The 26,937-nt window shown below is 45.9% G+C and carries 18 protein-coding genes; 11 read left to right on the top strand and 7 right to left on the bottom strand.

Features of this window, described 5'->3' with window-relative positions:
* The first annotated feature begins 180 nt into the window (after window positions 1–180).
* Genes rsfS through P150_RS0105605 form a run of 3 tightly spaced genes read left to right on the top strand, consistent with a single transcriptional unit; the run spans window position 181 to window position 3,526 of the window.
* Window positions 181–540, top strand: coding sequence for a ribosome silencing factor (gene rsfS, locus P150_RS0105595; RefSeq protein WP_028896831.1), 360 nt, complete (start codon window positions 181–183; stop codon window positions 538–540).
* Window positions 541–591: 51 nt separating this feature from the next.
* Window positions 592–2,667: an ATP-dependent zinc metalloprotease FtsH gene (gene ftsH / locus P150_RS0105600; RefSeq protein ID WP_028896832.1), complete on the top strand. Its 2,076-nt coding sequence runs from the start codon at window positions 592–594 to the stop codon at window positions 2,665–2,667.
* Window positions 2,657–3,526, top strand: a complete 870-nt coding sequence (locus P150_RS0105605) for a phosphatidate cytidylyltransferase (RefSeq protein ID WP_028896833.1) — start codon at window positions 2,657–2,659, stop codon at window positions 3,524–3,526. Before ftsH ends, P150_RS0105605 begins: the two co-directional genes overlap by 11 nt.
* 224 nt (window positions 3,527–3,750) lie before the next feature.
* Here P150_RS0105605 and lpxB read toward each other — a convergent pair whose 3' ends face one another.
* Both lpxB and surE read right to left on the bottom strand, forming a co-directional pair.
* On the bottom strand, window positions 3,751–4,971 hold the full coding sequence (gene lpxB / locus P150_RS16055; RefSeq protein ID WP_051617567.1) for a lipid-A-disaccharide synthase: 1,221 nt from the start codon (window positions 4,969–4,971) through the stop codon (window positions 3,751–3,753).
* A gap of 50 nt (window positions 4,972–5,021) precedes the next feature.
* A complete protein-coding gene (gene surE, locus P150_RS0105615) occupies window positions 5,022–5,792 on the bottom strand; it encodes a 5'/3'-nucleotidase SurE (protein WP_028896834.1) in 771 nt (256 codons plus the stop codon).
* Between the two features lie 143 nt (window positions 5,793–5,935).
* Here surE and P150_RS0105620 point away from each other — a divergent pair, with 143 nt between their 5' ends.
* The 6 genes from P150_RS0105620 to P150_RS0105650 all read left to right on the top strand — a co-directional run bounded on the left by P150_RS0105620 (window position 5,936) and on the right by P150_RS0105650 (window position 16,273).
* Window positions 5,936–6,706: a ParA family protein gene (locus P150_RS0105620; protein WP_028896835.1), complete on the top strand. Its 771-nt coding sequence runs from the start codon at window positions 5,936–5,938 to the stop codon at window positions 6,704–6,706.
* Between the two features lie 44 nt (window positions 6,707–6,750).
* Window positions 6,751–7,656 (top strand): ParB/RepB/Spo0J family partition protein, encoded by a 906-nt coding sequence (locus P150_RS0105625; RefSeq protein WP_028896836.1) that lies wholly within the window; start codon window positions 6,751–6,753, stop codon window positions 7,654–7,656.
* A gap of 45 nt (window positions 7,657–7,701) precedes the next feature.
* A complete protein-coding gene (locus P150_RS0105630; protein ID WP_036932284.1) occupies window positions 7,702–8,457 on the top strand; it encodes a DUF5683 domain-containing protein in 756 nt (251 codons plus the stop codon).
* Window positions 8,458–8,490: 33 nt separating this feature from the next.
* Window positions 8,491–9,627, top strand: coding sequence for a lytic transglycosylase domain-containing protein (locus P150_RS16060; RefSeq protein WP_051617568.1), 1,137 nt, complete (start codon window positions 8,491–8,493; stop codon window positions 9,625–9,627).
* 40 nt (window positions 9,628–9,667) lie between these two features.
* Window positions 9,668–11,965 (top strand): bifunctional (p)ppGpp synthetase/guanosine-3',5'-bis(diphosphate) 3'-pyrophosphohydrolase, encoded by a 2,298-nt coding sequence (locus P150_RS0105640; RefSeq protein ID WP_028896838.1) that lies wholly within the window; start codon window positions 9,668–9,670, stop codon window positions 11,963–11,965.
* 609 nt (window positions 11,966–12,574) lie between these two features.
* Complete coding sequence (locus P150_RS0105650; RefSeq protein ID WP_028896840.1) at window positions 12,575–16,273, top strand: choice-of-anchor J domain-containing protein; 3,699 nt, start codon at window positions 12,575–12,577, stop codon at window positions 16,271–16,273.
* Between the two features lie 723 nt (window positions 16,274–16,996).
* Here the strand turns inward: P150_RS0105650 and P150_RS0105665 are convergent.
* Window positions 16,997–17,335 carry a MerR family transcriptional regulator gene (locus P150_RS0105665; RefSeq protein ID WP_028896841.1) on the bottom strand — a complete coding sequence of 113 codons (339 nt, stop codon included), beginning with the start codon at window positions 17,333–17,335 and terminating at the stop codon, window positions 16,997–16,999.
* Between the two features lie 235 nt (window positions 17,336–17,570).
* Here P150_RS0105665 and alaS point away from each other — a divergent pair, with 235 nt between their 5' ends.
* Window positions 17,571–20,231 carry an alanine--tRNA ligase gene (alaS, locus tag P150_RS0105670; protein ID WP_028896842.1) on the top strand — a complete coding sequence of 887 codons (2,661 nt, stop codon included), beginning with the start codon at window positions 17,571–17,573 and terminating at the stop codon, window positions 20,229–20,231.
* A gap of 125 nt (window positions 20,232–20,356) precedes the next feature.
* On the opposite strand, the gene P150_RS0105675 is transcribed toward alaS, so the two are convergent.
* Entirely contained in the window at window positions 20,357–21,583 is a 1,227-nt protein-coding gene (locus tag P150_RS0105675) for a T9SS type A sorting domain-containing protein (RefSeq protein WP_028896843.1), read from the bottom strand.
* Between the two features lie 394 nt (window positions 21,584–21,977).
* Between P150_RS0105675 and P150_RS0105680 the strand changes: the two genes are divergently transcribed.
* Window positions 21,978–23,651, top strand: a complete 1,674-nt coding sequence (locus P150_RS0105680) for an AraC family transcriptional regulator (RefSeq protein ID WP_197018053.1) — start codon at window positions 21,978–21,980, stop codon at window positions 23,649–23,651.
* 59 nt (window positions 23,652–23,710) lie between these two features.
* Here P150_RS0105680 and P150_RS0105685 read toward each other — a convergent pair whose 3' ends face one another.
* The 3 genes from P150_RS0105685 to P150_RS0105695 form a co-directional block, all read right to left on the bottom strand.
* Window positions 23,711–24,355 (bottom strand): SprT-like domain-containing protein, encoded by a 645-nt coding sequence (locus tag P150_RS0105685; RefSeq protein ID WP_369793307.1) that lies wholly within the window; start codon window positions 24,353–24,355, stop codon window positions 23,711–23,713.
* A gap of 108 nt (window positions 24,356–24,463) precedes the next feature.
* Window positions 24,464–25,219 (bottom strand): outer membrane beta-barrel protein, encoded by a 756-nt coding sequence (locus P150_RS0105690; protein WP_028896846.1) that lies wholly within the window; start codon window positions 25,217–25,219, stop codon window positions 24,464–24,466.
* Window positions 25,220–25,298: 79 nt separating this feature from the next.
* Complete coding sequence (locus P150_RS0105695) at window positions 25,299–26,804, bottom strand: ATP-dependent RecD-like DNA helicase (RefSeq protein ID WP_028896847.1); 1,506 nt, start codon at window positions 26,802–26,804, stop codon at window positions 25,299–25,301.
* Window positions 26,805–26,937: the final 133 nt, after the last annotated feature.

Consider the following 26,937-nt stretch of genomic DNA (forward strand, 5'->3'; position numbering starts at 1 on the left):
GCAAAATAAAATGAATTTATTTTGCGCTTCAAGCGTTTTGCACTATCTTTGCATTCTTAGTTAAAAGAGAGGAGGTAGATAGCCTAAAAACACCGTGTACAAACTGCAAACGGCGTATGGAAACGGCTTCAAAGACAATCTCTCTGCTCATTAAAAAAAGAATAAATTTAATTTCAAATAATGGACGAAACAAAAAAATTAGTAGAAACTATCATTCAAGGTATTCAGGATAAAAAGGGACATGGCATAGTTATTGCTAACCTTTCAGGGATCGACGGCACTATCTGTCGCTATTTCGTTATATGTCACGGCAATTCCCCACAACAGGTGGAGGCTATTGCAGAATCGGTGAGCGACTATGTTCGCGAACATCGTGGCGAAAAGCCCGTAAACTGTGCAGGGCTTGGCAACAACCAATGGGTGGCAATAGACTTTGTAGACGTGCTTGTTCACATCTTCGTCCCCGAAACGCGCGAGTTCTACGACTTGGAGCACCTCTGGGAAGATGCAGAACTGACGGAGATAGCCGATTTGGATTAGCAATCCACGCTGCCGGTCAGCAGTTCCAACTATCAATTTAAACGTATTTATATGGACAATCAGAATCCGAACAACAAACCAAAGATGCCAAAATTCAATATGAATTGGCTATATGTGCTGGCGATAGCCTTTGCGCTCATCTTCTTTACGACGGGCGGCGCAGAGAGTGTATTTGCCGGTGGTGGTCAGAAGCCGAAGGACTACACTACCTTCCAGACATATATTGAAAAAGGCTATGCCACACGTGTTGTTATCAATAAGACCGAGAGCACGCTGAAGATGTTCGTTAAACCCGAGCATATCCGTGAAATCTTCAAGCAAGGCCCTGAACAGGTTGGCAAAGAACCCTACATCACTGTGGAATTTGGCTCGGTAGACAATCTCGAAAGCTACCTTACAACGGCTCAGACCAACAAGAAAATCACGGGTTACAGCTATGAGAATAAAAACGAAAGTGGATTCTTAGACATTATCAGCTACATACTTCCGTGGGTACTCATCATCGGTTTCTGGGTATTCATCACGCGCCGGATGGGCGGTGGAGGCGGTGCCGGTGGCGGAGTGTTCAGCGTTGGCAAGTCAAAGGCGAAGCTCTATGAGAAGGCCGGAGAGCTCGGCATTACTTTCAAAGACGTTGCAGGTCAGGAAGGTGCGAAACAAGAGGTTCAGGAGATTGTAGAGTTCCTGAAGAATCCGAAGAAATATACCGAGCTCGGTGGCAAGATTCCAAAGGGAGCATTGCTCGTTGGACCTCCGGGAACTGGCAAGACGCTGCTTGCGAAGGCCGTAGCAGGCGAAGCTGGCGCACCATTCTTCTCAATGAGTGGTTCGGACTTCGTTGAAATGTTCGTCGGAGTAGGTGCGAGCCGTGTCCGCGACGTCTTCCGACAGGCAAAAGAGAAGTCGCCCTGTATTATTTTCATCGACGAAATAGATGCCGTCGGACGTGCCCGTTCCAAGAACCCTTCGATGGGCGGCAACGACGAGCGTGAGAACACGCTGAACGCATTGCTTACCGAAATGGATGGTTTCGGTACCAACAGCGGCGTTATCGTATTGGCAGCCACCAACCGTGTGGATATGCTCGACAAGGCTCTGCTCCGTGCAGGCCGTTTCGACCGTCAGATTCACGTGGATTTGCCTGATTTGCCTGAGCGAAAGGCTATCTTCCAAGTGCATCTCCGTCCGTTGAAACTCGATGAGAATCTCGATATAGACCTTTTGGCACGTCAGACGCCCGGTTTCTCCGGTGCCGACATCGCTAATGTATGCAACGAGGCTGCCCTCATTGCAGCCCGACACAATAAAGATGTGGTAGGAAAGCAGGATTTCCTTGATGCCGTTGATCGTATAATCGGTGGTTTGGAGAAGAAAACAAAAATTATGACGGCTGACGAAAAGCGCACAATAGCCCTTCACGAAGCAGGCCACGCCACGATAAGTTGGTTCTGCGAACACGCAAACCCACTGATAAAGGTAAGCATCGTGCCACGTGGTCAGGCTCTCGGTGCAGCGTGGTATTTGCCGGAGGAACGTCCGATTACGACCAAGGAGCAGATGCTCGACGAAATGTGCTCGCTACTCGGTGGACGCGCTGCCGAAGAATTGTTCACAGGTCACATCTCAACAGGGGCGATGAACGACCTTGAGCGTGCCACAAAGAGTGCTTTCGGTATGATAGCCTACGCAGGTATGAGCGAAAGACTGCCCAATATCTGCTACTACAACAACAACGATGCAGGATTCCAAAAACCTTATTCTGAAACGACGGCACAGGCTATCGACGAGGAGGTGCTGAAAATGGTAAACGGACAGTATGCCCGTGCAAAGCAGATTCTTACCGAACATAAGGAAGGACACAACCGTTTGGCACAGCTCCTCATCGACCGTGAAGTCATTATGGTGGAAGATGTAGAGGAAATTTTCGGCAAGCGTCCTTGGGTCAGCCGTACACAGGAGCTGATGGAGGCTCAGGAAAATGCTCAACTGAAGCTGGAAGATATGCCGGAAAGCGTGAAACAGGCACAAGCCGAGCACGAAGCATTGCTGAAAGCTGCCGAAGAGGGAGAAAAGGCAACAGAAACTGTAATTGAAAAAGATAATTCTTCAGAAGAAAATGACAGATAAACAGAAGAATCTAATTACCCGTTCCATCACAGGAGTGCTGTTCGTAGCCTTGATGGTAGCAGGATTTTTAGCACCACACTATATGGTGGTGCTTTTTGCAATTATTACCGGTATGACCATTTGGGAATACAGTGGATTGGTTTCCGGGATAAAGGGCGTAAGCGTAAACAGTTTTATCTCCACGGTAGCAGGTGTTTACTTCTTCGTGGCAGTAGCAGGGCTGCGTCTTAATATGGTGGAAGGATTCAGCGTATTCGTGCCTTACATCCTGACAATCATCTATCTGATTATATCGGAACTCTATTTGCAGAATGAAAATCCCATCAACAACTGGGCTTACACAATGTTTGGGCAGATGTATATTGCGCTTCCATTCTCTATGATCAACGTTCTGGCATTTGAGACGGCAGGCAGTGGTCAGCCCACATTCAATTGGATTCTTCCCCTCAGTGTGTTCATTTTCCTTTGGACCAACGACACCGGTGCCTATTGCACAGGTTCTCTGTTCGGAAAACATAAACTCTTCCCACGCATCAGCCCCGCAAAGAGTTGGGAAGGTAGCATAGGGGGCGGCATTCTCGTGATTATCGTGGCCGGAATTATCGGACATTTGATCGGCACCGAAGGTACTCCTAACGCTATGGGCATCGTGGAATGGATAGGGCTGGGCGTTGTCGTGGCTGTTTTCGGCACTTGGGGCGACCTCGTGGAAAGTCTTTTCAAGCGCACGCTCGGTATCAAGGACAGTGGAAACATCCTTCCCGGACACGGAGGTATGCTTGATCGCTTTGATTCGGCATTGATGGCGATTCCGGCAGCCGTGGTTTATCTTTACATTTTGGCACTTGTAAACCACTAATCCTCCTCCATATTAAATAAGGATAGCCAAAGAACGATACACGTTCTTGGATAAAATGAAATGAATTTAGGTCAGAATTGCCTGCAAATGTGTAACAGATGCGAGCTTTTTCTGACCTAAATTCATTTATATCATCTATGTTTTGATTTCCAATTAACCTCAAACAGAATGAAAATCAAATCAGACTTACGAATTAAGAATATAGGCGTTCATTCTATATATTCCTACTGATATTCAGTTTCATCAGCCACATTGCTAACTCCTAACGACGTTTCAAGAGGAGTTTCATCAGCAACAGGCTCTGAATTACGGTTTGAAAGCAAATCAACCATAATGGCAGCGGCATTGTCAGGTGCAATCAAATGTCCCAATCTTGCTCTTACCATCTCATAATTGCGCAACATCGTTTCTCGTCCTTCCTTTCCCGGCAGAATTTTGAAGAGTTCGTTGGCAATATTGTAAACCTTGAATCGGTCGGCAAGAAGCTCCTGCACAATTTCCTTGTCGGCTATGAGGTTTACAAGCGAAATATACTTAACCTTTATAATATGGTTGAATGCGAAACGAATCAAGCGTGGTAATGGGGTCTCATAACACACTACTTGAGGAACATTGAACAATGCCGTCTCCAACGTAGCCGTTCCACTCGTTACTAAAGCGACAGTTGCGTGCGAAAGAAGTTTGTATGTTTCATTTTTTACTATCTTCGCACCTTTACTATCGAGATATTCCGAATAATAAGAATCTGGAATAGAAGGTGCTCCTGCGACCACCATCTGATAGTCTTCAAAGTGCTTTGCAGCTTCAAGCATTGCCGGCAGATTGTCTTTAATCTCTTGTTTTCTGCTGCCTGCAAGAATGGCAATGATCGGCTTGTCGGAAAGTCCGTTTCTCTCACAAAATTCAGCCTTTGATTCCGTATATTGCTGTCTGAACGTGTCTACTTCCTCAGCCGTTGGATTGCCTACGTAGTGAATTTTGTAGTTATGCTTCTTCTCATAGAAAGGTATTTCAAAGGGGAGAATGGAGAACATTTCGTTCACATCACGCTTGATGGAACGGATGCGCCACTCTTTCCACGCCCATATCTTAGGAGAGATATAATAGTAAACAGGTATTTTCGTGTTCTTATGCACGAACTTTGCGATACTGAGATTGAATCCCGGATAATCAACAAGGATAACAACGTCAGGTTTCCACTTCACAATATCCTCCTTGCACATCCTCATATTCCTGAAGATGGTAGGAAGATGGAGCAATACTGGCACAAAGCCCATATACGCAAGTTCCTTATAATGACGAACCCTTTCGCCACCAACTTCACGCATCAGGTCTCCTCCGAAGAATCTGAATTGTGCATTTGCATCGTATTTCTTCAGCGACATCATCAAACGTGATGCGTGAAGGTCGCCAGATGCTTCGCCAACTATAAGATAATATTTCATTGTATAAATCTCCCTATTCCCTCTTTCGGAGAGGATTTTTCAGCATAATATCAGCTATTCCAATCTGTCATTTTATTTAACAAATCATAATCTGTAACATCTATTCGCGTAGGAGTTATAGAAACATAGCCATTTGCCAGTGCAAACTGGTCTGTATCAGGCGCAGAAGGCTCATTATTCACATATTCTCCTACCATCCAATAATATTCAAAACCTCTTGGATGCTCGCAGTGAACAACCTCATTTACCCAGCTTCCATACCCCATTCGGCACATCTTGATGCCTTTAATCTGTTCCGTCTTTGGGAAATTCACGTTCAGGCATACCCCTTTCGGCAGTCCTTCGTTCAAAACCCGCTTGACAATTTTTCTTACATAATCTCGTAAATAAGACAAATCTGCGTGCGTATCATAGTCGCAGCTTGAAAATGCTATCGAAGGAATGTTCTTCAGACAGCCTTCACGAGCTATTCCCATCGTGCCACTATAATGATTATTGACCGATGAATTATCTCCGTGATTGATACCTCCGAGCACCAAGTCGGGCATTCTGCCGTCCAAAAGTTGGCTTATGGCAATCTTCACGCAATCAACCGGTGTGCCTGTACACGACCAAACCGTGCAATCAGGGATATTATGGCGTTGCTTCAACAGCAGATGGTCGGTTGCAGAAAAGGCACAAGAGAAGCCTGAACGGGCTGACTCAGGAGCACAAACTACGATTTCTGCAAAATCAGAAAGGAAAGACACAAGCGTTTTGATGCCATTTGCGTGGTAGCCGTCGTCGTTTGAAATAAGTATTAAGGGTCGTTTTGAATCCATAAATATTGTTTTCTTTTGATTGCAAATGTACGAAAAAAGGTTCAGATATAATTCAATGTCTTTTAAAAAAGGTTCAGTAATAGCTTTTATCTCATATAAAATGTGTAACTTTGCCGTCTAAACAAGTTAGGATAAACAGAAAAATGGGAAAAATTATCGCATTGGCAAATCAGAAAGGTGGTGTAGGCAAAACCACTTCCACCATCAATCTGGCTGCATCTTTGGCTACATTGGAAAAGAGTGTGCTCGTTATTGATGCCGACCCACAGGCAAACGCATCCAGCGGGTTGGGCGTTGATATCAAGGAGGTGGACTGTTCGCTCTACGAGTGCATCATCAATCACGCCGATATTCGCGATGCCATCTATACAACAGACATAGACGGACTGGACATTGTTCCCAGCCACATCGACCTTGTTGGTGCGGAAATCGAGATGTTGCAGGTAAAAGACCGTGAGAATGTAGTAACAAATCTCCTCGCTCCCATCAAGAACGATTACGATTATATCCTCATCGACTGCAGTCCTTCGCTCGGACTGATCACGGTCAATGCCCTCACCGCAGCCGACTCTGTGATTATCCCGGTTCAGTGCGAATACTTTGCACTCGAAGGAATCAGCAAATTGCTCAACACAATCAAGATTATCAAGAGCAAACTGAACACGAAGCTCGAGATTGAAGGCTTCCTTCTCACGATGTATGACAGCCGTCTCCGCCTTGCTCGTCAGATTTACGACGAAGTAAAGCGACACTTTCAGGAGTTGGTTTTCAAGACAGTTATCCAACGCAACGTGAAACTTTCCGAAAGTCCCAGCCACGGTCTGCCGGTAATTCTCTATGATGCAGACTCGACCGGTGCAAAAAATCACTTGTCACTGGCAAAGGAAATCATCGAGAAAAACAAGAAAGGCTAAACAGCCATAGATACAAACCTTATCAAATAACTTAAAAAGTCAAAATGGCAGTACAAAAGAAATACAACCGGAATGCAAAGACCAATGCCCTCGGCCGTGGTCTCGACGCATTGATTTCAACTGATTCAGTTAGCACGCAGGGAAGTTCGACCATCAATGAAGTGGCTATCGAACAGATTGAGGCGACCCCTAATCAGCCACGCCGCGAATTTGACCAAGTGGCATTGGAGGAATTGGCTAACAGCATCAAGCAGTTGGGACTCGTACAGCCTATTACGCTGCGCCAGATTGACGAACACAAATTCCAAATCATCGCCGGTGAGCGTCGTTGGAGGGCTTCGCAGTTAGCTGGTCTTACGGCCATTCCCGCCTATATCCGTACCATCAAGGATGAAAACGTGATGGAATTGGCACTCGTTGAGAACATTCAGCGCGAAGACCTCAACGCCATTGAAATAGCATTGGCCTACGAACATTTGCAGGAAAAGAGCGGAATGACACAGGAAAAGGTGGCAGAGCGCGTCGGAAAAAGCCGTGCTGCCGTTGCCAACTACCTCCGTCTGCTGAAACTCCCTGCAATGGTGCAGATGGCATTGCAGAAAAAAGAAATAGATATGGGGCACGCCCGTGCGCTCCTCTCGCTCGACAGCCCTTCCTTGCAACTGAAACTCTTCCGCGAAATTCAGAAGAACGGATACAGCGTAAGAAAGGTTGAGGAGCTTTGTCAGCAACTGAAGAACGGCGAGGACATACAAACAGCCAAGAAGAAACTTGCAAGCAAGTCAAAATTGCCCGAAGAATTTAACATTCTCAAGAAAAGATTGTCCGACTTCTTCGACACAAAGGTTCAGATGAGCTTCAATGCCAACGGCAAAGGTAAGATAAGCATTCCGTTTGCATCCGAAGAACAACTGGAACACATTATTGCAATGATGGATAAAATGAAATAAAAAGTGTTGAAAACAAAGCCCCTATTCGTGAACAAAATCAACGCAATGCTCCATAAATGGTCGTTGGCAGCCATACTTGCAACAGCAAGTTTCGCCAACGTTCAGGCTCAGGTAAACAACGATGAGCCTATGAAGGTTATATATCCGGAAGACAGTATGGAAGTTACCGTACAGGAATTGCCTCTGAACAAAAAGAAGGATGGAAAACGGGTGTGGCTCGACAAAGAAGCAAAGTTGAACAAGAAACTTGCCAAAGACAGTGCCAAGATAGCACGCGACTGGACGAAATGGAAGCCAAACCCGAAAAAAGCATTGTGGCTTGCCATCGTTCTGCCCGGCGCAGGACAAATATACAACCGCAAATATTGGAAACTTCCCATCTTCTATGGCGGCATTACCGGCTGCATCTACGCAATGACGTGGAACAATCAGATGTACCGCGACTATTCACAGGCCTATATTGACATTCTGGACAACGATCCAAACACACAAAGTTATAACGATTTCCTGCATCTGGGAACCACCATTACAGATTCAAACAAAGAATACTATCAGAACCTTTTCAAGAAACGCAAGGACCGTTATCGCCGTTGGCGCGACCTCAGCATCTTTGCAACAATCGGCATTTACGCATTGTCCGTAATAGATGCCTACGTAGATGCGTCGCTCTCCGACTTCGATATATCAGACGAACTTTCGCTGCATATTGCACCGAAGGTCATTAACGACAATTCAATCACAGGTGCCCGCAATCCACTCAAGAGTGCGGCACTGGGCATAGGGTGCAGTCTTAATTTCTAAAACTGCTCCCACGATTGCCAACGCATACTAAGGATGATTCACATACGACAAACAATCACAGCCATTCTGCTGGCAGCAGCAACCTGCGCGACACAGGCTCAATACCAGACCATAACGGACAGCAATGGCAAGAAAATGGAGATTTATATCCCCATTGCTGAAGAAGAGGACACAAAGGACGAGGTTATATTCACCGACGATAAGTTCTATCAGCAGCAAGGCAACTACGGTTATTTCAAAGACTATGCAGCTTCGGAAACCGAGACCGATGCCATCAGCAGGCAGATAAAGCGACTTCCCGGCTCAATGCCAATGACCTACAATGAGGAAGTAAAGAAATATATAGACAGATACGTGAAGGCCGGACGCAAATCAACAAGCTGCCTCTTGGCACGTGCAAAATATTACAATCACTTCTTTGAAGAAGCATTGCGCACTTACGGTCTGCCTTTAGAACTGAAACACCTCCCCGTCATCGAATCGGGACTTGACCCAAACGCCACTTCACGAGTAGGCGCAGCCGGACTCTGGCAGTTTATGACCGTTACCGGACGGGAATACGACCTCTGCATCAACAGCTATATCGACGAACGTCGCGATCCGGTAAAATCTTCCGATGCCGCTGCCCGGCTTCTGAGCGACCTTTACCGCCGGTTCGGCGACTGGAACCTTGCACTGGCAGCTTACAACTGCGGATCAGGACGAGTACAGAACGCCATTGAACGAGCAGGCGGCAACAATGACTTTTGGGAAATCTACCAATATCTGCCCAAAGAAACCCGCGGATACGTTCCCGCCTTCATCGCTGCCAACTACGTGATGACCTATTCAGGCGATTACGACATCTATCCCGAGCCCACCGGGCTGCCACAGAAGCCGGGAAAGGTACAGATAACAAAGGATGTATCCTTCGCAAAGGTGGCAAATCTGCTGAATATGGAAGTAGATGAGCTGAAAAAGCTCAATCCACAGTTCCGTCAAGGCATTATCAAGGTAACCAACGGAAACGCAACCCTGCTGCTTCCGTCCGAACAGGTGGCACGCTTCAACAGTTGTTCGCCATTACTTTACGAAGACCCACAGCCGACCGACAATACACAGCCAAGTATGGCTGCCAACACTAACAACCTTCCACAACAGGAACTTACGCAGATAAACACTGCCTACTAACATAGATTATTGACCTTTTATTATAGTGAGGAAGAACAAAATGGACAAGGAAATGGATAAACACGAGATGAGCGAGGCCGAGAGAGAAACAATGGTCGATGAAGCCTTCCAGCATCTTGTAGACACTTATCTGGCGTCGCGCCACAGAAAGAAAGTCGATATCATCACAAAGGCTTTCAACTTTGCGAGGCAGGCTCACAAGGGCGTGCGCCGTCTTTCCGGCGAACCTTATATAATGCACCCTATTGCCGTTGCACAGATTGCCTGCGAGGAGATAGGATTAGGCTCTACAAGCATCTGTTCGGCACTTCTGCACGACGTTGTCGAGGATACCGACTACACCGTCGAGGACATTTCCAACATCTTCGGACCCAAGATAGCTCAGATTGTGGACGGACTGACCAAGATTTCAGACGCCATCTTCGGTGGACAAGCCTCTGCACAGGCAGAGAATTTCAAGAAACTTCTGCTTACAATGAGCGACGACATCCGTGTTATCCTCATCAAGATATGCGACCGTCTGCACAATATGCGAACGCTCCAGTCGCAACCGGCCAACAAGCAGTACAAGATAGCCGGAGAAACACTCTACATCTACGCTCCTCTTGCCAACCGTCTGGGACTGAACAAAATCAAGACCGAACTGGAAAACCTAAGTTTCCGATACGAACATCCCGACACTTTCAAGGCCATCGAGGAGAAACTGGCATCCACACAGGAACAGCGCGATACGCTTTTCGACGCATTTACTGCGCCAATCCGTGCCGAGCTCGACCGAATGGGCATAGACTACGAGCTGAAAGCGCGCGTGAAAAGCCCCTACTCCATCTGGAACAAGATGCAGAACAAGCACGTTCCCTTTGAAGAAATCTACGATATTCTCGCCGTCCGCATCATTTTCAAGCCCAAAACACGCAAGGGTGAAGTTAATGAGTGCTTCAATATCTATGTAGCCATCAGCAAACTCTACAAAGCGCACCCCGACCGACTGCGCGACTGGCTCAACCATCCGAAAGCCAACGGCTATCAGGCACTCCACGTAACGCTGATGTCCAAGCAAGGCAGATGGATAGAGGTGCAGATACGTTCCGACCGTATGGACGAAATAGCCGAACAAGGCTTTGCCGCTCACTGGAAATACAAGGAAGGAGAAGGAGAAATCGCCGAAGACGAAAACGACTTGAACGACTGGCTCCACACCATCAAGGAAATACTCGACGACCCACAACCCGACGCTATGGATTTCCTCGATGCCATCAAGCTCAACCTCTTCGCATCGGAAATATTCGTCTTCACGCCGAAAGGCGAAATCAAGACCTTGCCGGCAAACTGCACGGCACTCGACTTCGCATTCCAACTCCACACCTTCCTCGGAAGCCACTGCATCGGTGCAAAGGTAAACCATAAGCTCGTGCCATTGAGCCATAAGCTGCAAAGCGGCGATCAGGTGGAAATCCTCACGTCGAAGTCGCAACGCGTAGACGCATCGTGGGTAAACTTCGTTTCAACTGCCAAGGCAAAGAGCAAGATTCAGGCTATTCTCAGACGGGAGAGCCGTGAAATCCAGAAACGAGGCGAAGAGCAACTCGAAAAATGGCTGAAGAGCAACGACTTTGAAATGACAACTTCCGTTCTCGACAAGCTGTGCGAACTCCACGAAACCAAGCGGCACGCCAACCTTTTCGAAGCAATCGGCGACAAGACCATCATCCTAGGCGATACCGACCTTGCCGAATTGCACGGAAAGCGCAAGAAACAGAAAAACAGTTACACCTCTTCGTGGCGCAAATACGTCCCATTCCTGAAACGAAATTCGCAAAAGGACGACAATGCCACGGCACAGACTCAGGACGACAACGGATTGATTGTCGTGGACGACAGCCTCAACAAGAAGAAACCTATCTTCGTGAGCGAGAACAACATCAACCGATACATCTTCCCTCCGTGCTGCCATCCTATTCCGGGCGACGATGCGCTGGGCTTCATCGACAACAAGAACCACATCGAAATCCACAAGCGTGCCTGTCCGGTTGCCGCAAAGCTGAAGGCAAGTTTCGGCGGACGCATTCTCGATGCCAAGTGGGATATGCACCGACACCTCTTCTTCGATGCCACAATCGAGATACAGGGTATCGACCGTCAGGGGATGCTTCTCGACGTTTCCAAGGTAATTTCCGACAAACTCGGCGTAAGTATGCAGAAGATTACCATTGCCACCGATAAAGGAATCTTTGAAGGCCGCATAGAACTGCGCGTCCACGACCGTGAAGATGTAAGCATCATCATCAGAAATCTCAAGGAAATAGAAGATATGCAAAGCGTACAGGAAATAATGTAACCCTATGCTTTGATCCCCCAACAACATTCAACTACGAGGATATACTCGCCTACGGGCCTGTATATCCTCGTAGTTTTCTCTTATTCCCTCCATTACTTCTCATTTCAAAATAAAATTTGTGTTTGCAGCAAAAGACTATCTTTTTCTCTGTTATTCCTTCATTGCCAAAACAAACGTAAACATCTGAAAATCAATGAATATCATTCCCTATTTCATTCTTGCGAAGATTGCATTCCATTCTTGCGAAGATTGCAACGCATTTGTGCGAAGATCGCACGCCATTCTTCGGTCGTTTGGAAATCGTGTTTATTATCTCCCCATAATAAGAGATGTTTTGTTGAATCCAGACAATGCTGTTTGGAAGGGAAATGAGCAAAAAACATAGGGATTTTGACAATGTGCAGGAAGATGATTCGCTCAATGGAGCATTACGTATAATAATAAGGTGGAATGACAACTTTTAAAGGTTTTCTGAATTTTTCTTACAGATAAATATATTTTTAGACGACTTTTCACAAATAATGTCGTAAAAAATTGTTAGTTTAGTAAAAATTTTATATCTTTGCTCCATTAGATGTAATATTAAAAGCAAACCTAAAAACACAAATTATGATGCAGATTAAAACATTTTCGCGGAAAGTTATGTGGATTTGTTTGCTCTTCGCTTTGTTCGGAGCAGGGAATGTGCAAGCCCAAGGGATTGACTTCACTGTGCTGAACGATGACGATCCAAAGCAATCATTATCACAGACGGAAGGGTATAAAAACGCCCTGAGAGTAGAGAAGACTTGGAATGCTGTTTCTTCCGACAAGAAACTTGCTTATTGGGATGGAACTTATGCAGACGAGTCGTTCAAGTTGAACATAATGACGCTGAATCTATCGAAAACAACTGACACTTTTAAAGCCTATCTTGTTTCTCCTGCGCTAAGTCTGAAAGCAATCGGAGGCAAGAAACTCAATTATGGATGGAAGTTGGGTTCGCCAAAAGGCACTTGCAAGATGTCTGTCATTCTGATAGACAAGCAGGGTAATGAGCTTGGCAAGATTGATGAAATTTCGACTACCGAGCACAGTTCTGAATTTACAAAGCGCACGGCTTCCATCCCAACAGTAGATGCAGAAAAAGGCTTTATAGCTTTTGTTTGTGAAGGCGAAAAAGCCAATCGTGGATATTTTGAGGTTCAGAATATTGAAACCGGCGAAGCAACGGCTTCTCCAACACTTGAAGTAGACCAAACTGCACTTGATTTTGGCTCTTTGAAAGTTGGTCAAGAGTCAGAAAAACAGGTTATCAATGTAACCATCGAAAACTATAACGGTGGCAGCATCAAGCCAATACTTGAGGGCGACGCTTATGATTTTTCAGTAGAAACAGAGACACCTGAAGGCTTGACACAAAAAGGTGGTAAAATAACCGTTGCATTCAAACCTACTGCCAAAGGTAAAAAGAATGCTGCTATTAAGATTATTGTAGGTGATCAGACACAGACTGTTACGCTCTCTGGCGAAGCTATTGAAGAGGTTGAGGAAGAAAAGCCACAAGTGGAACTGTTGGAAGACGGCTTCTTCTGGGAATTTAAGAAAAATATGCCTACATATTGGGAAGCCGTTGGGGCAAGAGTGAAAAAACTTACCGAGTCTGACACTTACCGAAATGACGGTGGTTTTGCCGTTGGAATCATTACCGAAGGACAAAAGGGCTATCTGCGCCAGATTATTGACCTGAAGAAAGCAGGCAAGGAAGTTACGGCAGGCGATGAAGTGGAATGTACGATGAAGTATAAGACAGTTGCAAGCCCTGACGGAAAAGCAACTTTGCGCCTCGCAATGCGTTGGACCGATGATGCCGGCACGCTCATCGAATGTGCTGAAAAGAATTTCGTAGACAATCCTAATATTTTCTTCGGTAAGATGTTGGCGTGGGGCGACCTGAAATTCCGTACAACTTGTCCGGATGGCGCAACAAAGCTCGAATTTAAAGTTGAGGTTTTGGAAAATTGTGAAGTCGCTTTCGACGAATTTACAGCTGAACGCATCCCTCAAAGCTATGCACAGGCACACCCACTCGTAGCCATTCTCCCGCAAGTTACCACAATTTACGGTAGAGTTGGCGTGCCGGCAGTATATGACATCGCCATTCAGTCAAGAAATATGGCAGCGGCAAAGCCTAACTTTAGTGGCGGCGGCGCAACAGTTCTCGCAGACAAGGTATTGAAACTTGATATAGAAGAACTTCCGACCAATAGTTCTATCGCAAGCAAACTTACCGTAACACCTACAAAGAAAGGTGCCTACACGGCAAGCAACGCTTTCAGCGTATCGTTTGCAGGCGGCGATCCGGCATTGTCAAGTGGTTTGACCCTGATCAGCTACTTTATGGATAAGGACAACAAGCCTACCTTGAAGTTGGGCGAAGGCGTTCAGGTGCGCGAAATGCGTGCTGACAAGGGCAAGACCGACAGTCAGTCGTTCACGTTTACTGTTGAACACGAAATCACCGACGTGTACGTGAAGATTGAGCAAGACCCTCTCCACGCTTATTTCAAGAACACAAAGTCTGGTTACTATTATTACAGTTCCAAGAGCGAAAAGATTATCGGCACTCCGGAAATCAATATTACGTTCACTCCATTGGAAGCCGGTACGTTCAAAGCCAAGGTTTTGGTAACTACTATCTGCGGCGAGACATTGGAAATCCCACTTGTTGGTGTCTGCGAAGAAGCTAATACAGCTATCAGAACAGAGAAATTCTCCGAAGCTCCTAAGGGCGATGCCCGCTTCGATGGCCGTAAGGAGTGGGAAGGATTTGGCAGTTACGACCTCGGTTGGTGGCACATCGACGGCAAATGGAATGCTGCAAGCGATGTTACTTTAAGCAAATCGGGCGAGCTGTACTTTGACGAACTGCTCGAGAACGGTTTGATTACGATGAAGATGAGTCCGAAGGAATCGGCTGCAAAATGTATCGCTGAATACTCACTTGACGGTGGAGGACACTGGAAATCACTGGAAGCTGCCGACAGCGAAGGCGAGTTTAAGGTAAACACTATCCGTCCGACGCTGATTCGTTTCGTGAACAAGAGCGACAACGATATTAAGGTAAATATGGTAGCGTTCAATCCGAACCCGGTAGAGAAGCGTCAGAATCTGGATAAAATAGAAGATGCTATCTTCATCAATGCCGATGCCGAGCCTTTGGCAAAACTGGATGAGAACTTTGACAACCGTCGCCATACCCGCATTCTCAGCATTCCGGGTTGGCAGAACTTTGCTACAATGGGGGACATTCCTTTCAGAATCTGGCATCAAAAGGCCGACCTTGAAGTAAGCTCTCCTGTTGAGAGCGAAGGTGCATACATTACATTCTTCAAGTGGGGACAGGAAGATGAGCGTTTCCACGAAGCATGGTTGATTTCTCCAACACTCTCCTATCAAAAGGCAGCAAGCAAGATTCTCACTTTCCGTACACGCTTCTCGGGCTTGAGTATGGAACAGCGCAAGCAGAGTTTTGATGCTTATATCATTACAGAAAACGGAGGTCAGGCACAGGTTTACTATTTAGACCTGCGCAAGTACGCTCCATTCGGCGTTGTGATAGAAGAGAATGAAAAAGAATGGCTGGACTATCGCATAGACCTTGAGGCATTGCGCAGCGAGTTCCCTATTGAAGACAAGTTCCACATTGCTTTCACACAGTGGGCTGAACACGGCGGTAACTTCTCCAATCTCGTTTGGATGGTAGACAATGTAACATTCGGCCGTACCGACCTGCCAAAGATTACTGTTGATAAGGAGTTCTTCAGTTTCCCATTCCGTAAAGATGTAGAGACGGAAGAAATGTCGTTCAACATTACAACGGAGAATGCGAATTATCCTGTCAGCGTAACGTTGGTTCCGGGAAGAATGAAGAGCTATTTCAAACTGAAGACACCCGGCAAGTTGCTTTCCACCGGTGGTACTGCAACATTCACGTACAAGGCAAGTGACGATAGCCAGCGCGCGGCAGCATACTTGATTCAAACTCCCGGAGCTGAGCCTGTAATGGTCAAGTTGCTTGCTACATTCATTACCGGCATCGACGGTGTGAATGCGGGAAATGGCAGTTTGCAGCCCGTTGTTACCGAAAATGGAATTGCTATGGGTGGCCAATACAAGAGCTACCATCTCTATAATGCAGCCGGACAGTTGCTGAAACAAGGTGGCTATGAGCCTACTATCAGCATTACTGGCTTGCAGCGGGGTATTGTTGTTTTGAAGGTTATTACCGATGAAGGTGTGAAAACTTTCAAACTTTCCAACAAGTAAACGCCAACAAAGCATTTGTGTTTCTTCAGGCAAAACCAATAAACCTAAGAAACCAAATGCTCCAATAGATTACATACTAAGAACTCTGCCAACGTCTTCGTTGGCAGAGTTTTTTATATCCTTACATTCCTCCTACAAGAAGAAAGGGACAGCCACTTGATTTTGCATAAAAGATATAGGAGGAATTATGAATTTACTTGACAAATGCCTCGAAAAACAGCCCCATTTTCTGAACGGGAATAAAATTATTTTCAAATATGCGATTTTTGACCAATGTTTATAAACATTTGACCAGCAAATGATTATCAGCAACTGGTCAAGTATGAAGGCATATTCTCACAGGTATTCTTCGCAGAAACGCACGCAAAAACGATGCAAACGCCTTGTTTTTCGCTATCATTCTTCGCAAGATGAGTTTGCAAACGTGCGAAGATTGCATTCCGTTCTTCGCAGACCTGCATTCCATTCTTCGCACGTTTAGAGAATGGACTTCGCAAATCTGCTTTTTAATTATCGAAATACTGACTTGCAAACGCTGGATTGAGAATTTTCAGAGAGCGTTTTTCGGTAATGAATATTTACAGATTTGCTACTCCGGATATTCAAAACTAATGTTGAGGACTTGCTTTCCTGTTATCCGTTTCCACGTCTGAATCCATACAAAAAAGCAAGGGCTGAATCGCAATGATTCAGCCCTTGCCTCATTATACCGTCAATATCCGTTCACACCAATCCGTCAATCTTCGCCTTCAGTTCCTTCAACTGGTCTCTGACCGAAATGAGACTTTCAAGCACCTTTTGACTTTTTTCCACACCGCTACGGTTTTCCTGCAACATTTTTCTTGCTGCCGCAATCTTGAATCCGCGCACCTTCACGAGGTTGTAGATTACCTTTATCTGCTCAATATCCTTTTCGGTGTACTGGCGCACTCGGTTGCCTGTCGTCTTCGGACGGAGATGTGGAAACTCGGTTTCCCAGTATCTGAGCAAACTCTCCGACACATTGATTTCCTGTGCCACTTCCTTGATGGAATAATACAGTTTACGTGAATTTTCTGCCATAGCGTAATATGTGTTCAGCTGACAAGGAAAAACGGTGGGTTAATGGGCAAACAGATTATCATTGAGAAACCAATCTCTGCACTTGCACCCTGATGATTCGTCAATTTTAATCCTCCTGAACCTGCATCCTTGTCTGCTATCTGTCAATCATTTATCAATTCATTTGCAAAAATAGTGAAAAGTCAGTATCTTTGCAATACTTTTGAATGAATTTTTAAAAATAAGAACAAATAAGATGATGACAGCTAACGAAATCCGCGACTCATACAAGAAATTCTTTGAGTCGAAAGGACACGTCATCGTACCGTCCGCTCCAATGGTTATCAAGGACGACCCTACGCTGATGTTTACAAATGCTGGTATGAACCAGTGGAAAGATATTATTCTCGGAACGAAAGAACCTGCCCCGCGCCGCCGTGCCGATTCGCAGAAGTGTCTGCGTGTAAGCGGCAAGCACAACGATTTGGAAGAGGTGGGGCACGACACGTATCACCACACGATGTTTGAAATGCTCGGCAACTGGAGCTTTGGCGATTACTTCAAGGAAGAAGCTATCGACTATGCTTGGGAGTATCTCGTCGATGTGCTGAAATTAGACCCTGCCGACCTCTACGTTACCGTTTTTGAAGGAAGTCCCGAGGAAAACATTTCACGCGATGATGAGGCTGCGAGCTGTTGGCTGAAGCACTTGCCTGAAGACCATATTATCAACGGAAACAAGCACGACAACTTCTGGGAAATGGGCGATACGGGTCCTTGCGGGCCTTGCTCGGAGATACACGTAGACTCCCGCAGCGCAGAAGACAAGGCTAAAAAGCCCGGCCGTGAGCTTGTGAATATGGGCGACCCGCAGGTTATCGAGATTTGGAATATCGTCTTTATGCAGTTCAATCGCAAGTCCGACGGTTCGCTCGAGCCTTTGGCTATGAACGTAATTGACACCGGTATGGGCTTTGAACGCTTGGTGCGTATGCTTCAGAAGAAGAACTCCAACTACGACACAGACATTTTCCAGCCTGTCATCAAGGAAATGGAACGCTTGTGTGGAAAGAAGTATGGCTTTACCACCCCGTCCGGAAAGAATGGCGAGGCTGCGAACGAACAGGAAAAGATTGACATAGCGATGCGCGTGGTTGCCGACCACATGCGTGCCGTGGCTTTCTCTATTGCCGACGGACAACTGCCGGGCAATGCGAAGGCAGGCTATGTAATCCGCCGCATTCTCCGCCGTGCCGTTCGCTACGCATATACCTTCCTCGGTCAGAAGGAAGCGTTTATCTTCAAGCTCCTTACCGTGTTCATCCACGAAATGGGCGGCGCATATCCCGAACTTCCGGCACAGCGCGAACTCATTGCCCGTGTTATCAAGGAAGAGGAAGACTCTTTCCTCCGCACATTGGAAAAGGGAATCAATCTCCTTACCAACGCTATGGACGAAATGAAAAAGCAGGGTAAGACCGAACTCGACGGCAAGGAGGCTTTCCGTTTGTTCGACACCTACGGTTTCCCTCTCGACCTGACGGAACTCATCTGCCGTGAGAATGGGTTCACGGTAGACGAAAAGCAGTTCGATGAGGAAATGGAACAGCAGAAAGCCCGTGCGCGCAATGCTGCCGCTGTTGAGAATGGCGACTGGGTGGTCTTGAAGGAAGGGGAACAGGAATTCGTTGGCTACGACTATACGGAATACGAATGCAGCATTCTCCGCTATCGAAAGGTTACGCAGAAGAAGAGCAGTTTCTACGAACTGGTGCTCAACCACACTCCGTTCTATGGAGAAATGGGTGGACAGGTCGGCGATCAGGGCGTGCTCGTCAGCGAGGACGAAACCGTTGATATCATCGATACGAAGCGTGAGAACAACCAGAGCATTCACATCGTGAAGGAATTGCCGAAGAATGTTGAGGCAGACTTTATGGCTTGCGTCGATACCGACAAGCGGGATGCGTCGGCTGCCAACCACTCTGCAACTCACTTGCTCGACTATGCTTTGAAGCAGGTGCTCGGCGAACACGCAGAGCAGAAGGGTTCTTACGTCAGTCCTGATACATTGCGCTTTGACTTCTCTCACTTCCAAAAGGTTACTGATGAGGAACTACGTCAGGTTGAACGCTTGGTGAACGATATGATCCGTCAGGACATAAAGCGCGAGGAACATCGTGAGACTCCGATTGAGGAGGCAAAGAAGATGGGTGCCGTTGCACTCTTCGGCGAGAAATACGGCGACAAGGTGCGCGTGATCAGCTTCGGTCCGAGCTGTGAGTTCTGTGGTGGTATTCACGCAACATCAACCGGCCGTATCGGTTTCTTCAAAATCGTGAGCGAGAGCAGCGTTGCAGCAGGTGTCCGCCGTATTGAGGCTATGACCGGACAGAACTGTGAGGAGGCTATCTACGCATTGGAAGACACCTTGCGCGACCTGAAAGCTATGTTCAACAACGCTAAGGATTTAAAGGGTGTCATCGCAAAATACATAGAGGAACACGACAGTATGAAGAAGGAAATGGAAAGTTTCCGTCAGCAGGCTGCCGACCGTGCTGCAAAGAGTCTGGCAGAGCGGGTTCAGGTGGTCAATGGCATCAATGTTGTGAAGGCAGTTCTCCCCGTTGAACCGGCTTCCGCAAAGGATATAGTCTTCAAGGTTCGTGAGGCAATCCCTGAAAAGCTCGTCTGCGTGCTCGGCTCTGTATATGAAAACCGTCCGTTGCTTTCCATTATGCTCAGCGACGATATGGTGAAAGAGCACAATATGAACGCTGGACAGATTATCCGCGAAGCTGCAAAGCTCATCAAGGGCGGCGGCGGTGGTCAGCCACATTACGCTCAGGCAGGTGGTAAAGACGCAGATGGCGTCAATGCTGCTGTTGAGAAAGTGATTGAGTTGGCTAATCTTTAAGGGATAAATCCAATATTTTCTTAATGGAGATACTTACGGTAAATGAGATTTTACAACAAAAATTCCCGGGCAATTTATTATTGCTCGGGAATTTTACTATATATTTAATTTGAACTTTTGCGGAATTAAGGAATGTAAACTTTCTTTGCAGTGTTTCCTTTCTTTATGATGTATAAGCCCTTTGCAAGGTTTACATTGCTTTCAACACCTTTATATATCAATTGACCGGAGATATTATAGACTGCAACATTGTTGGTTTGTGCTTCTTCTATGGTTTCAATTCCATCAACAATATCGCTTGCATCGTTGCCTACTACCCAGAGACAGGAGAAACTGATGCGATTCGGAATTTTGTTTATCATCGTAGCCTTACCCGTGTTGATGTCTACTTCGTACAAAGCTGTGTCGTATTTGCCGTTCTTACGCCATTCCTTGTCGGGCAATGGGCCAACAGAGCCCCACGCATTTACACCCATACCATTGTTCACAAAACCATTCCAATACATTTTGCCGGTCTTGTAATCGAAGCAGGCAGCCTGACGCTTGAATTGTGATTGAACACCTGAATGCTCGAAAATGCTCACTTCCGTGTTTTCTCCGTCTCCGTTCACAACCGTTTTGGTAAGCATCAAGCCTGTGTTTCGGTCAAATTCTGTCAGATTGCCCCCTGCTGTCATTGCAAACAGACGACCTTCAGGATTGCAGGCCAGCGTTACAAAGTTTTCGTAATAGAGTCCCGGCGTGATTTGCGTCATCTTCATAGTCTCCAAATCAATGGTACCAATGGCATAACCGGCATCGGTCGTGAGTCCTTCCTGTTTGTCTTCCGGATCTATATCTTCATCAGAACCGGGTAAATCAGCATCGGTAATGTAGAAAAGTCCATACACCTTGCCGTCAATAGGGTTGTATGACATACCCCTTGACTCCAAATTAGCTGATTTCGGGAAGACCTGTTCTGAAAGTTTTTCGCCCGTTTCTGCATTCCATTTGCGGACAATAAATTCCATTTCGCCGGAATCATCATTCTTCTGATGGCTGAAAACCGTGTAAACGTTGCCTTTCACATATACCGAACCAGAGTTTCCATATAACAAATTATCGTAATGAACCAGTTCAGAAGTTATCTTTTGGTCTTCCATTCCCATTTTCCACAAACCTACGTCACCGGTAAAAATAGCCTTGCCTTGTTCTTTGTCGTAGCCCACATAGACGCTTTTGCTTGTTTCTCCATCGTCGTAGCGCATATTGTTCTTTACGCCTCTTAATTCCAGCGTCTGTGCATCAAGAGTTGTAGGAAGGCTCATCAGTGCCAATAAGCCTGCTGCCAAAAATGTAATGTTCTTTTTCATAATGTTATACTGTTTAGATTGTTGTTTTAAATACCGTTCAAAGCCGAATGGAATGATTGATAGCATTTGCTTTCAAACGACAAAGCAAAGTTAGAAACTAAAAAACATATTGCTGAACTTTTCTTCCTTGCGTATGTCTTATTTTGCTAAAATAGAACATAATAGCGATGAAATCGCCCATTTTGCGTTATTATGACAGGTAAAAAACGAGAAAAATGTCTTCAGCCAAGCATCATCAGCATCTTTGCATCCGTTCTTTTTCCACCTTAAAAGTTTGTTTTATACCGATTAAATTGCTATTTTTGCAACAATGATGAAGCTGTTCTTGCAGCTTTCGCAGACAACAAAAACACAGAACGGATTGGAAACAAAACATATAAAAACAATTATTCTAATGATTTTCTTGTTTGCTTGCAGCGCATTATCTGCACAGGCAAACAGAAAAGAAGCCTTTAAAGCCTATTGTACCACCCTCACAAGCAAACAGCTTCTGGAGATGGGGCGTGCGTATGCAGCCAGTAAGACATCTGTCGATAGTGCCGTCGTTTGCTATTCTGTACTCGCTGACAGGGCTGACAACAATAAATTGGAGCAAGATGAAGAAGAATTTGTAATTAAAGGTATAAACAATTTGGGCTTGCTTCATTTTGGCCCGATCTTCGATTATCAGAAGGCTTACATCTATTTGGTAAAAGCACAGGAGCTGGCCAACCGGTTTCAGCGAAACGATTTAGTGCTGCGCATAAATTTAAACCTGTACAGCCTGAATGTAACGAGCGACATACTGCGAAACGGATGCAAAATAACAACACCGATATTAGATATATGCAAGACATCGTTCAACAAGGCTTTGCAAAGTAAAGACTATATTGCCTATTCGCAAGTTTTGTGCGATATGTCGAGTCTTGCCATAATAAGCGGCAATACGCAATATATCAACAGCGAAGTGGAAAAGCAGTTTTCGCAGGGCAATCATACAGACGCTGCCATCTGCCGATATATGGAAAACCTGTGCAAAGGACTGCTGGCATACAACAGAAGCAACTATGTGGAAGCTTTAAACAACTTTCTTCTCCTCGAAAAATTCAAAGAAGATGAAATGCCGAACGAAGGGCTGCTGACTGCCTACATACTTTTGTCTAAAGCCTACCACCATATAGACAATCACGATGCAGAAGAGAACTATATGCTGAAAGCCATAGATAAGGCTAATGCAGAAAGCAATAAACTAATGCTCACGGTGCTTTACAACGAACTGTATTCATTCTATCTTCACGGAAAAGCCGACAAGGCAGCAGCTTCAAAGTACAGAATGCTGTATCTTGAAGCAAAAGATTTTCTGCTTTATAATAGTAAGGTGGAGAAGATGAACGATAAAATGTTTCAATCGAAACTAAACGAAGCTACCTACAACGTAAACATGCTGCACAGCAAGGGAGAACAAAAGAGCAAACTTATTATATTCCTTTTGCTTGCCATCACTGCGATAACGATACTGTCGGGATGGATATTTGTGCGTTTACGCAGACTGAAACGGAAACATTTGCAGCTTTATGAGCAAAGCCTGAAATTGCTTGCAAACGAACAAGGCTTTATAGAGCGTAAAGAATTGCCGAACATAGAAAGCGAACTTGAGGAGCCAGTTGTTGATAGTAAAACAAATGAGAGCAGCAAATATACAAAAAGCAGCGAAGAGCTTGCACAGATTTATCAAAAGTTGGTGGACATAATGAATCATTCCACAGCTATTTTCGATACAGACTTCTGCATTCAAACCCTTGCAACAATGGCCGGCGAGCGTCAATGGCTGGTTTCCCAAGCCATAAATCAGAACTTTGGCAACAATTTTAAAGCCTTCCTGAATAGCTATCGCATAAAAGAGGCCTGTCGCCGTCTCAACGATGTGGAGCAGTATCAAAACTATACCATTGAGGCTATTGCGGAAGGGCTTGGCTTTAAAAGCCGTTCCTACTTCGTTACGCTGTTCAAGAATACAATCGGCATTGCACCTTCAAATTATCAGAAGATAGCAAAGGAGAAAGCATTGACCGTAGAGAAACAGTTGTAGCCTGAAAGTTTGATAATCAAAGAGAAACGCCGGACTGATAAGGATTTCTGTTTGGCGTTCTAATCCACCGGCGACATCTTGCCAATCAGCTCGTCAAAAACTTCTTTAGAGACTTTACGCCCTCTAAAACTACGGACACGTGGCATATTCTGAAAGAAAGAGTCGCTGGAGGTGTACCAAGAATGGGAGGCAAGATTGGGAATGCGGGAGAGCGACAAGGATAGTTTACGGGCAAAAGAAGGATTGACGGATGAAAGATAGCGGGTGCCGTCTTTCATTTCAAGCGCAAGAACAAGATAGGCAGACAACTTTGGCGGTGCCGTTGTCTCCATTCCCATTGTCTTTGCAGAGATGCTCAGATGCCGACCGTACTTCCTGTTAATCTCTGACATCATCTTTCTGAACACCAAACCGTGCGAAGAAGTATCCTTGATACCCATAAACACAATATAATAATGTATCATCTCGTGGATCATTACATCATCAATTTCTGCTTGCGACAGATTATAATAGGTGGAAACAGAGATAGTGAAGTCATACAACTTCGTCTTCATCCAACTCTTCCTGCGCTTATACGCTATCTGTCCGAGGTGTGTGCGAGCCTTGGAGAGCTTCAATACGGGCAAGGGCAGCTTTCCTTCAAACATCAGCGCATTGTATTTGCTGAATGCCTGTTGCAGATAATCTATCGTTATTTCCATCATTGAGTTATGAACAAGACTTATGCCAAACTTATTGTTCGCACACAACAGAAAAAACTCTCGCAACTCAGAAGGATGATTTGCGAGAGTTTTTCCTATCTATACCAGTGTTTAAAGATGGAAATTATATCCCAATGTTATCATAAACGAACTGTTCTTGTAGTTTCCCTCATCATCCTGCTGCTTATTGATTTTGGAAACACCCCATAAATAGCGTGCATCCAATTCTATGTTCTTGTAGGAGTAAGACACGCCTATTGGAACAGAGAAAGCCACATTCTTTGTATCGTCTACATCTATCTCCGGTTTGCTGTGCGTAATCACGCCATCCACACCTGCCTCCAACTCTGTTTCAATCTTGGCATTCAGCAAAATATCGCACTGAACACCCAATTTCACAGTCAGACCGTCCCAAACGTGAGCCTGAAGAAGCACCGGAACACTCAGAAAGTCCAACTTTGTTTTCTGAAAGCGGTAATACAGATATTGCTCATAGTCTTTCCTGTTGAAATCTATATCGCCCACAGTACCCATTTGAGTTATTTCATCTGTCATTTTATATGGAATAAACTCATCTTGGTTGAATGTTGCAAATTTGTTGCCATACAGCAATGCCATATTGGTCTTTGCACCCTGCTGAGTGTAAAAAGCACCTAAGGAAAGCCCCAAAACATCGTTGAACCTGTATTCAACGTCGGCACCTATGCCCAGACCTGTCTTTGATTCGTAGAGCGATTTGTAATCGGAACCTGCCAAATCTGAAACCATCACTCCCACGCGTGGCGTTATCGTGAATCTGCCCGTTGTCTGAGCACTCGCAAGCAATGGCAGAACAAGCATTGCTGCAAAACAAATCAATTTTCTCATAGGCGTATCAGTTTATTATGATTGCAAAGTTATGAAATATAAACGACAATGCAAAGCAAAAGCAAACAAATCTTTTCGTTCATTCTTCCACCTGCTGCTTGGGCCAATTTACCAAATAAAGATGCTCCGTGGCACGTGTGAAAGCCGTGTAAAGCCAATGAATGTAGTCGGGAGTGAGCATCTCATCGGTCATATATCCCTGATCCAGATAGATGTGCGCCCATTGTCCGCCCTGTGCCTTGTGGCACGTTACGGCATAGCCGAACTTTATCTGCATTGCATTGTAGTAATCATCCTCTCTCAACTGCTTCATCCTGTCGGCCTTCAAGGGCACATCGGCATAATCCTCCATCACGCTGTTGAAAAGCTGCTCGTTCTGTTCGTGTGTAAGTGCCGGTGCTTCGGCTGTCAGCGTGTCCAAAACCACCACCGTGTCCAGTTCCGTCCTGTCGTAATCGGGAAATTCCAGCGTGACATCGGCGAATCGGAATCCATAGAGTTCACGGAAGTTTCGGACACGGCGAACAATGGCACGGTCGCCATTGGCAATAAATCCCCCTTCGATTCCTCCCACGAAAGAGGATGCTTTGCCTGCCGTTGTCCCGCTGTTTTGCAATTCTCGGTTTCCATCGTTGGCTTTCCCTGCATCGGAAGATGTGGGAGTTGCCGTGTATTTGTTCTTTACCACCATCAGCATATCGCCCGTAGTGAGTTCCTCCTCCCTTCCCAACACCGTGTTCCGAATGCCCTGATTGAAGATGTTTGCACGCTTGTTGGAACGGGTAATGACCATTGTCTCGTCCATTCCCACGGCAGAATAGCTCGAGGCAAGGCTCTCTATGAGTTCATCGCCCGGTACGATGGAAATGTCTGCAAAGCCCTTAAGGCGAATCCTCGGCAACTGCGTAGCCTCATCGTGGGTTATCATCTCGCGAATCATCGTGGCATTCCACAGAATACCCGAATCACAGCTCTGACGGAGTACTTCATCCAAGTCGCACTCGTAGACTCGAAGACCGTAGGAACGGAGCACATCGCCGCGCAAGGCAGGACTTTCCTCCTCTCCAACTGGTGGCAGCTGCGCCTTGTCGCCTATCAGGAGCATACGGCAGTTGCTGCCCTCATACACATATTGTATAAGGTCGTCGAGCAGCCGTCCACTCCCGAAAGCCGTAGTGCCCGAAGAAAGGCTCACCATAGACGCTTCGTCCACCACGAACAGCATATCCCGATACATATTCCTGTTGAGATTGAACTGCCCGTCGGCACCATTGAAAGCCTTTTCTCGGTAGATTCTCCGGTGAATGGTCGATGCCGGCAAACCGGCATTCAGCGAAAACACCTTGGCGGCACGACCCGTGGGAGCCAACAGCATCACCTTCATTCGCAATCGCTGCACCGTCCGCACGATGGCACCTGCCAACGAGGTCTTGCCCGTACCGGCACTGCCTCGCAGAATCATCACGGCACGGTCGTCCCTGTCGGTAAGAAAGGCTGCAAACGTCTGTAAAGCCTTCGACTGGGCGACTGTGGGAGCAAACCTGAACTCCTGCAAAACCTGATAGATTAGTTCGTCTTGAATCATTTCCGAGTGATAAACGCCTGTTGGAAGGATTATGTTTATAATATATTGATAATGCAGCTGCCGCACGTCTTGTCGATTTCTCAGCTCATTGTCAGTATTCAATCCGTGAGAAACCAACAGCATTGCAATGCAC

The organism is Prevotella sp. HUN102, from assembly GCF_000688375.1.
GTDB lineage: Bacteria > Bacteroidota > Bacteroidia > Bacteroidales > Bacteroidaceae > Prevotella.

What these genes read in the sequence shown, in the direction of transcription:
- rsfS (WP_028896831.1), top strand. Translation starts at nt 181, where the DNA reads ATGGACGAAACAAAAAAATTAGTAGAAACTATCATTCAAGGTATTCAG.
- ftsH (WP_028896832.1), top strand. Translation starts at nt 592, where the DNA reads ATGGACAATCAGAATCCGAACAACAAACCAAAGATGCCAAAATTCAAT.
- P150_RS0105605 (WP_028896833.1), top strand. Translation starts at nt 2,657, where the DNA reads ATGACAGATAAACAGAAGAATCTAATTACCCGTTCCATCACAGGAGTG.
- lpxB (WP_051617567.1), bottom strand. Translation starts at nt 4,971, where the DNA reads ATGAAATATTATCTTATAGTTGGCGAAGCATCTGGCGACCTTCACGCA.
- surE (WP_028896834.1), bottom strand. Translation starts at nt 5,792, where the DNA reads ATGGATTCAAAACGACCCTTAATACTTATTTCAAACGACGACGGCTAC.
- P150_RS0105620 (WP_028896835.1), top strand. Translation starts at nt 5,936, where the DNA reads ATGGGAAAAATTATCGCATTGGCAAATCAGAAAGGTGGTGTAGGCAAA.
- P150_RS0105625 (WP_028896836.1), top strand. Translation starts at nt 6,751, where the DNA reads ATGGCAGTACAAAAGAAATACAACCGGAATGCAAAGACCAATGCCCTC.
- P150_RS0105630 (WP_036932284.1), top strand. Translation starts at nt 7,702, where the DNA reads ATGCTCCATAAATGGTCGTTGGCAGCCATACTTGCAACAGCAAGTTTC.
- P150_RS16060 (WP_051617568.1), top strand. Translation starts at nt 8,491, where the DNA reads ATGATTCACATACGACAAACAATCACAGCCATTCTGCTGGCAGCAGCA.
- P150_RS0105640 (WP_028896838.1), top strand. Translation starts at nt 9,668, where the DNA reads ATGGACAAGGAAATGGATAAACACGAGATGAGCGAGGCCGAGAGAGAA.
- P150_RS0105650 (WP_028896840.1), top strand. Translation starts at nt 12,575, where the DNA reads ATGATGCAGATTAAAACATTTTCGCGGAAAGTTATGTGGATTTGTTTG.
- P150_RS0105665 (WP_028896841.1), bottom strand. Translation starts at nt 17,335, where the DNA reads ATGGCAGAAAATTCACGTAAACTGTATTATTCCATCAAGGAAGTGGCA.
- alaS (WP_028896842.1), top strand. Translation starts at nt 17,571, where the DNA reads ATGATGACAGCTAACGAAATCCGCGACTCATACAAGAAATTCTTTGAG.
- P150_RS0105675 (WP_028896843.1), bottom strand. Translation starts at nt 21,583, where the DNA reads ATGAAAAAGAACATTACATTTTTGGCAGCAGGCTTATTGGCACTGATG.
- P150_RS0105680 (WP_197018053.1), top strand. Translation starts at nt 21,978, where the DNA reads ATGATTTTCTTGTTTGCTTGCAGCGCATTATCTGCACAGGCAAACAGA.
- P150_RS0105685 (WP_369793307.1), bottom strand. Translation starts at nt 24,355, where the DNA reads ATGATGGAAATAACGATAGATTATCTGCAACAGGCATTCAGCAAATAC.
- P150_RS0105690 (WP_028896846.1), bottom strand. Translation starts at nt 25,219, where the DNA reads ATGAGAAAATTGATTTGTTTTGCAGCAATGCTTGTTCTGCCATTGCTT.
- P150_RS0105695 (WP_028896847.1), bottom strand. Translation starts at nt 26,804, where the DNA reads ATGATTCAAGACGAACTAATCTATCAGGTTTTGCAGGAGTTCAGGTTT.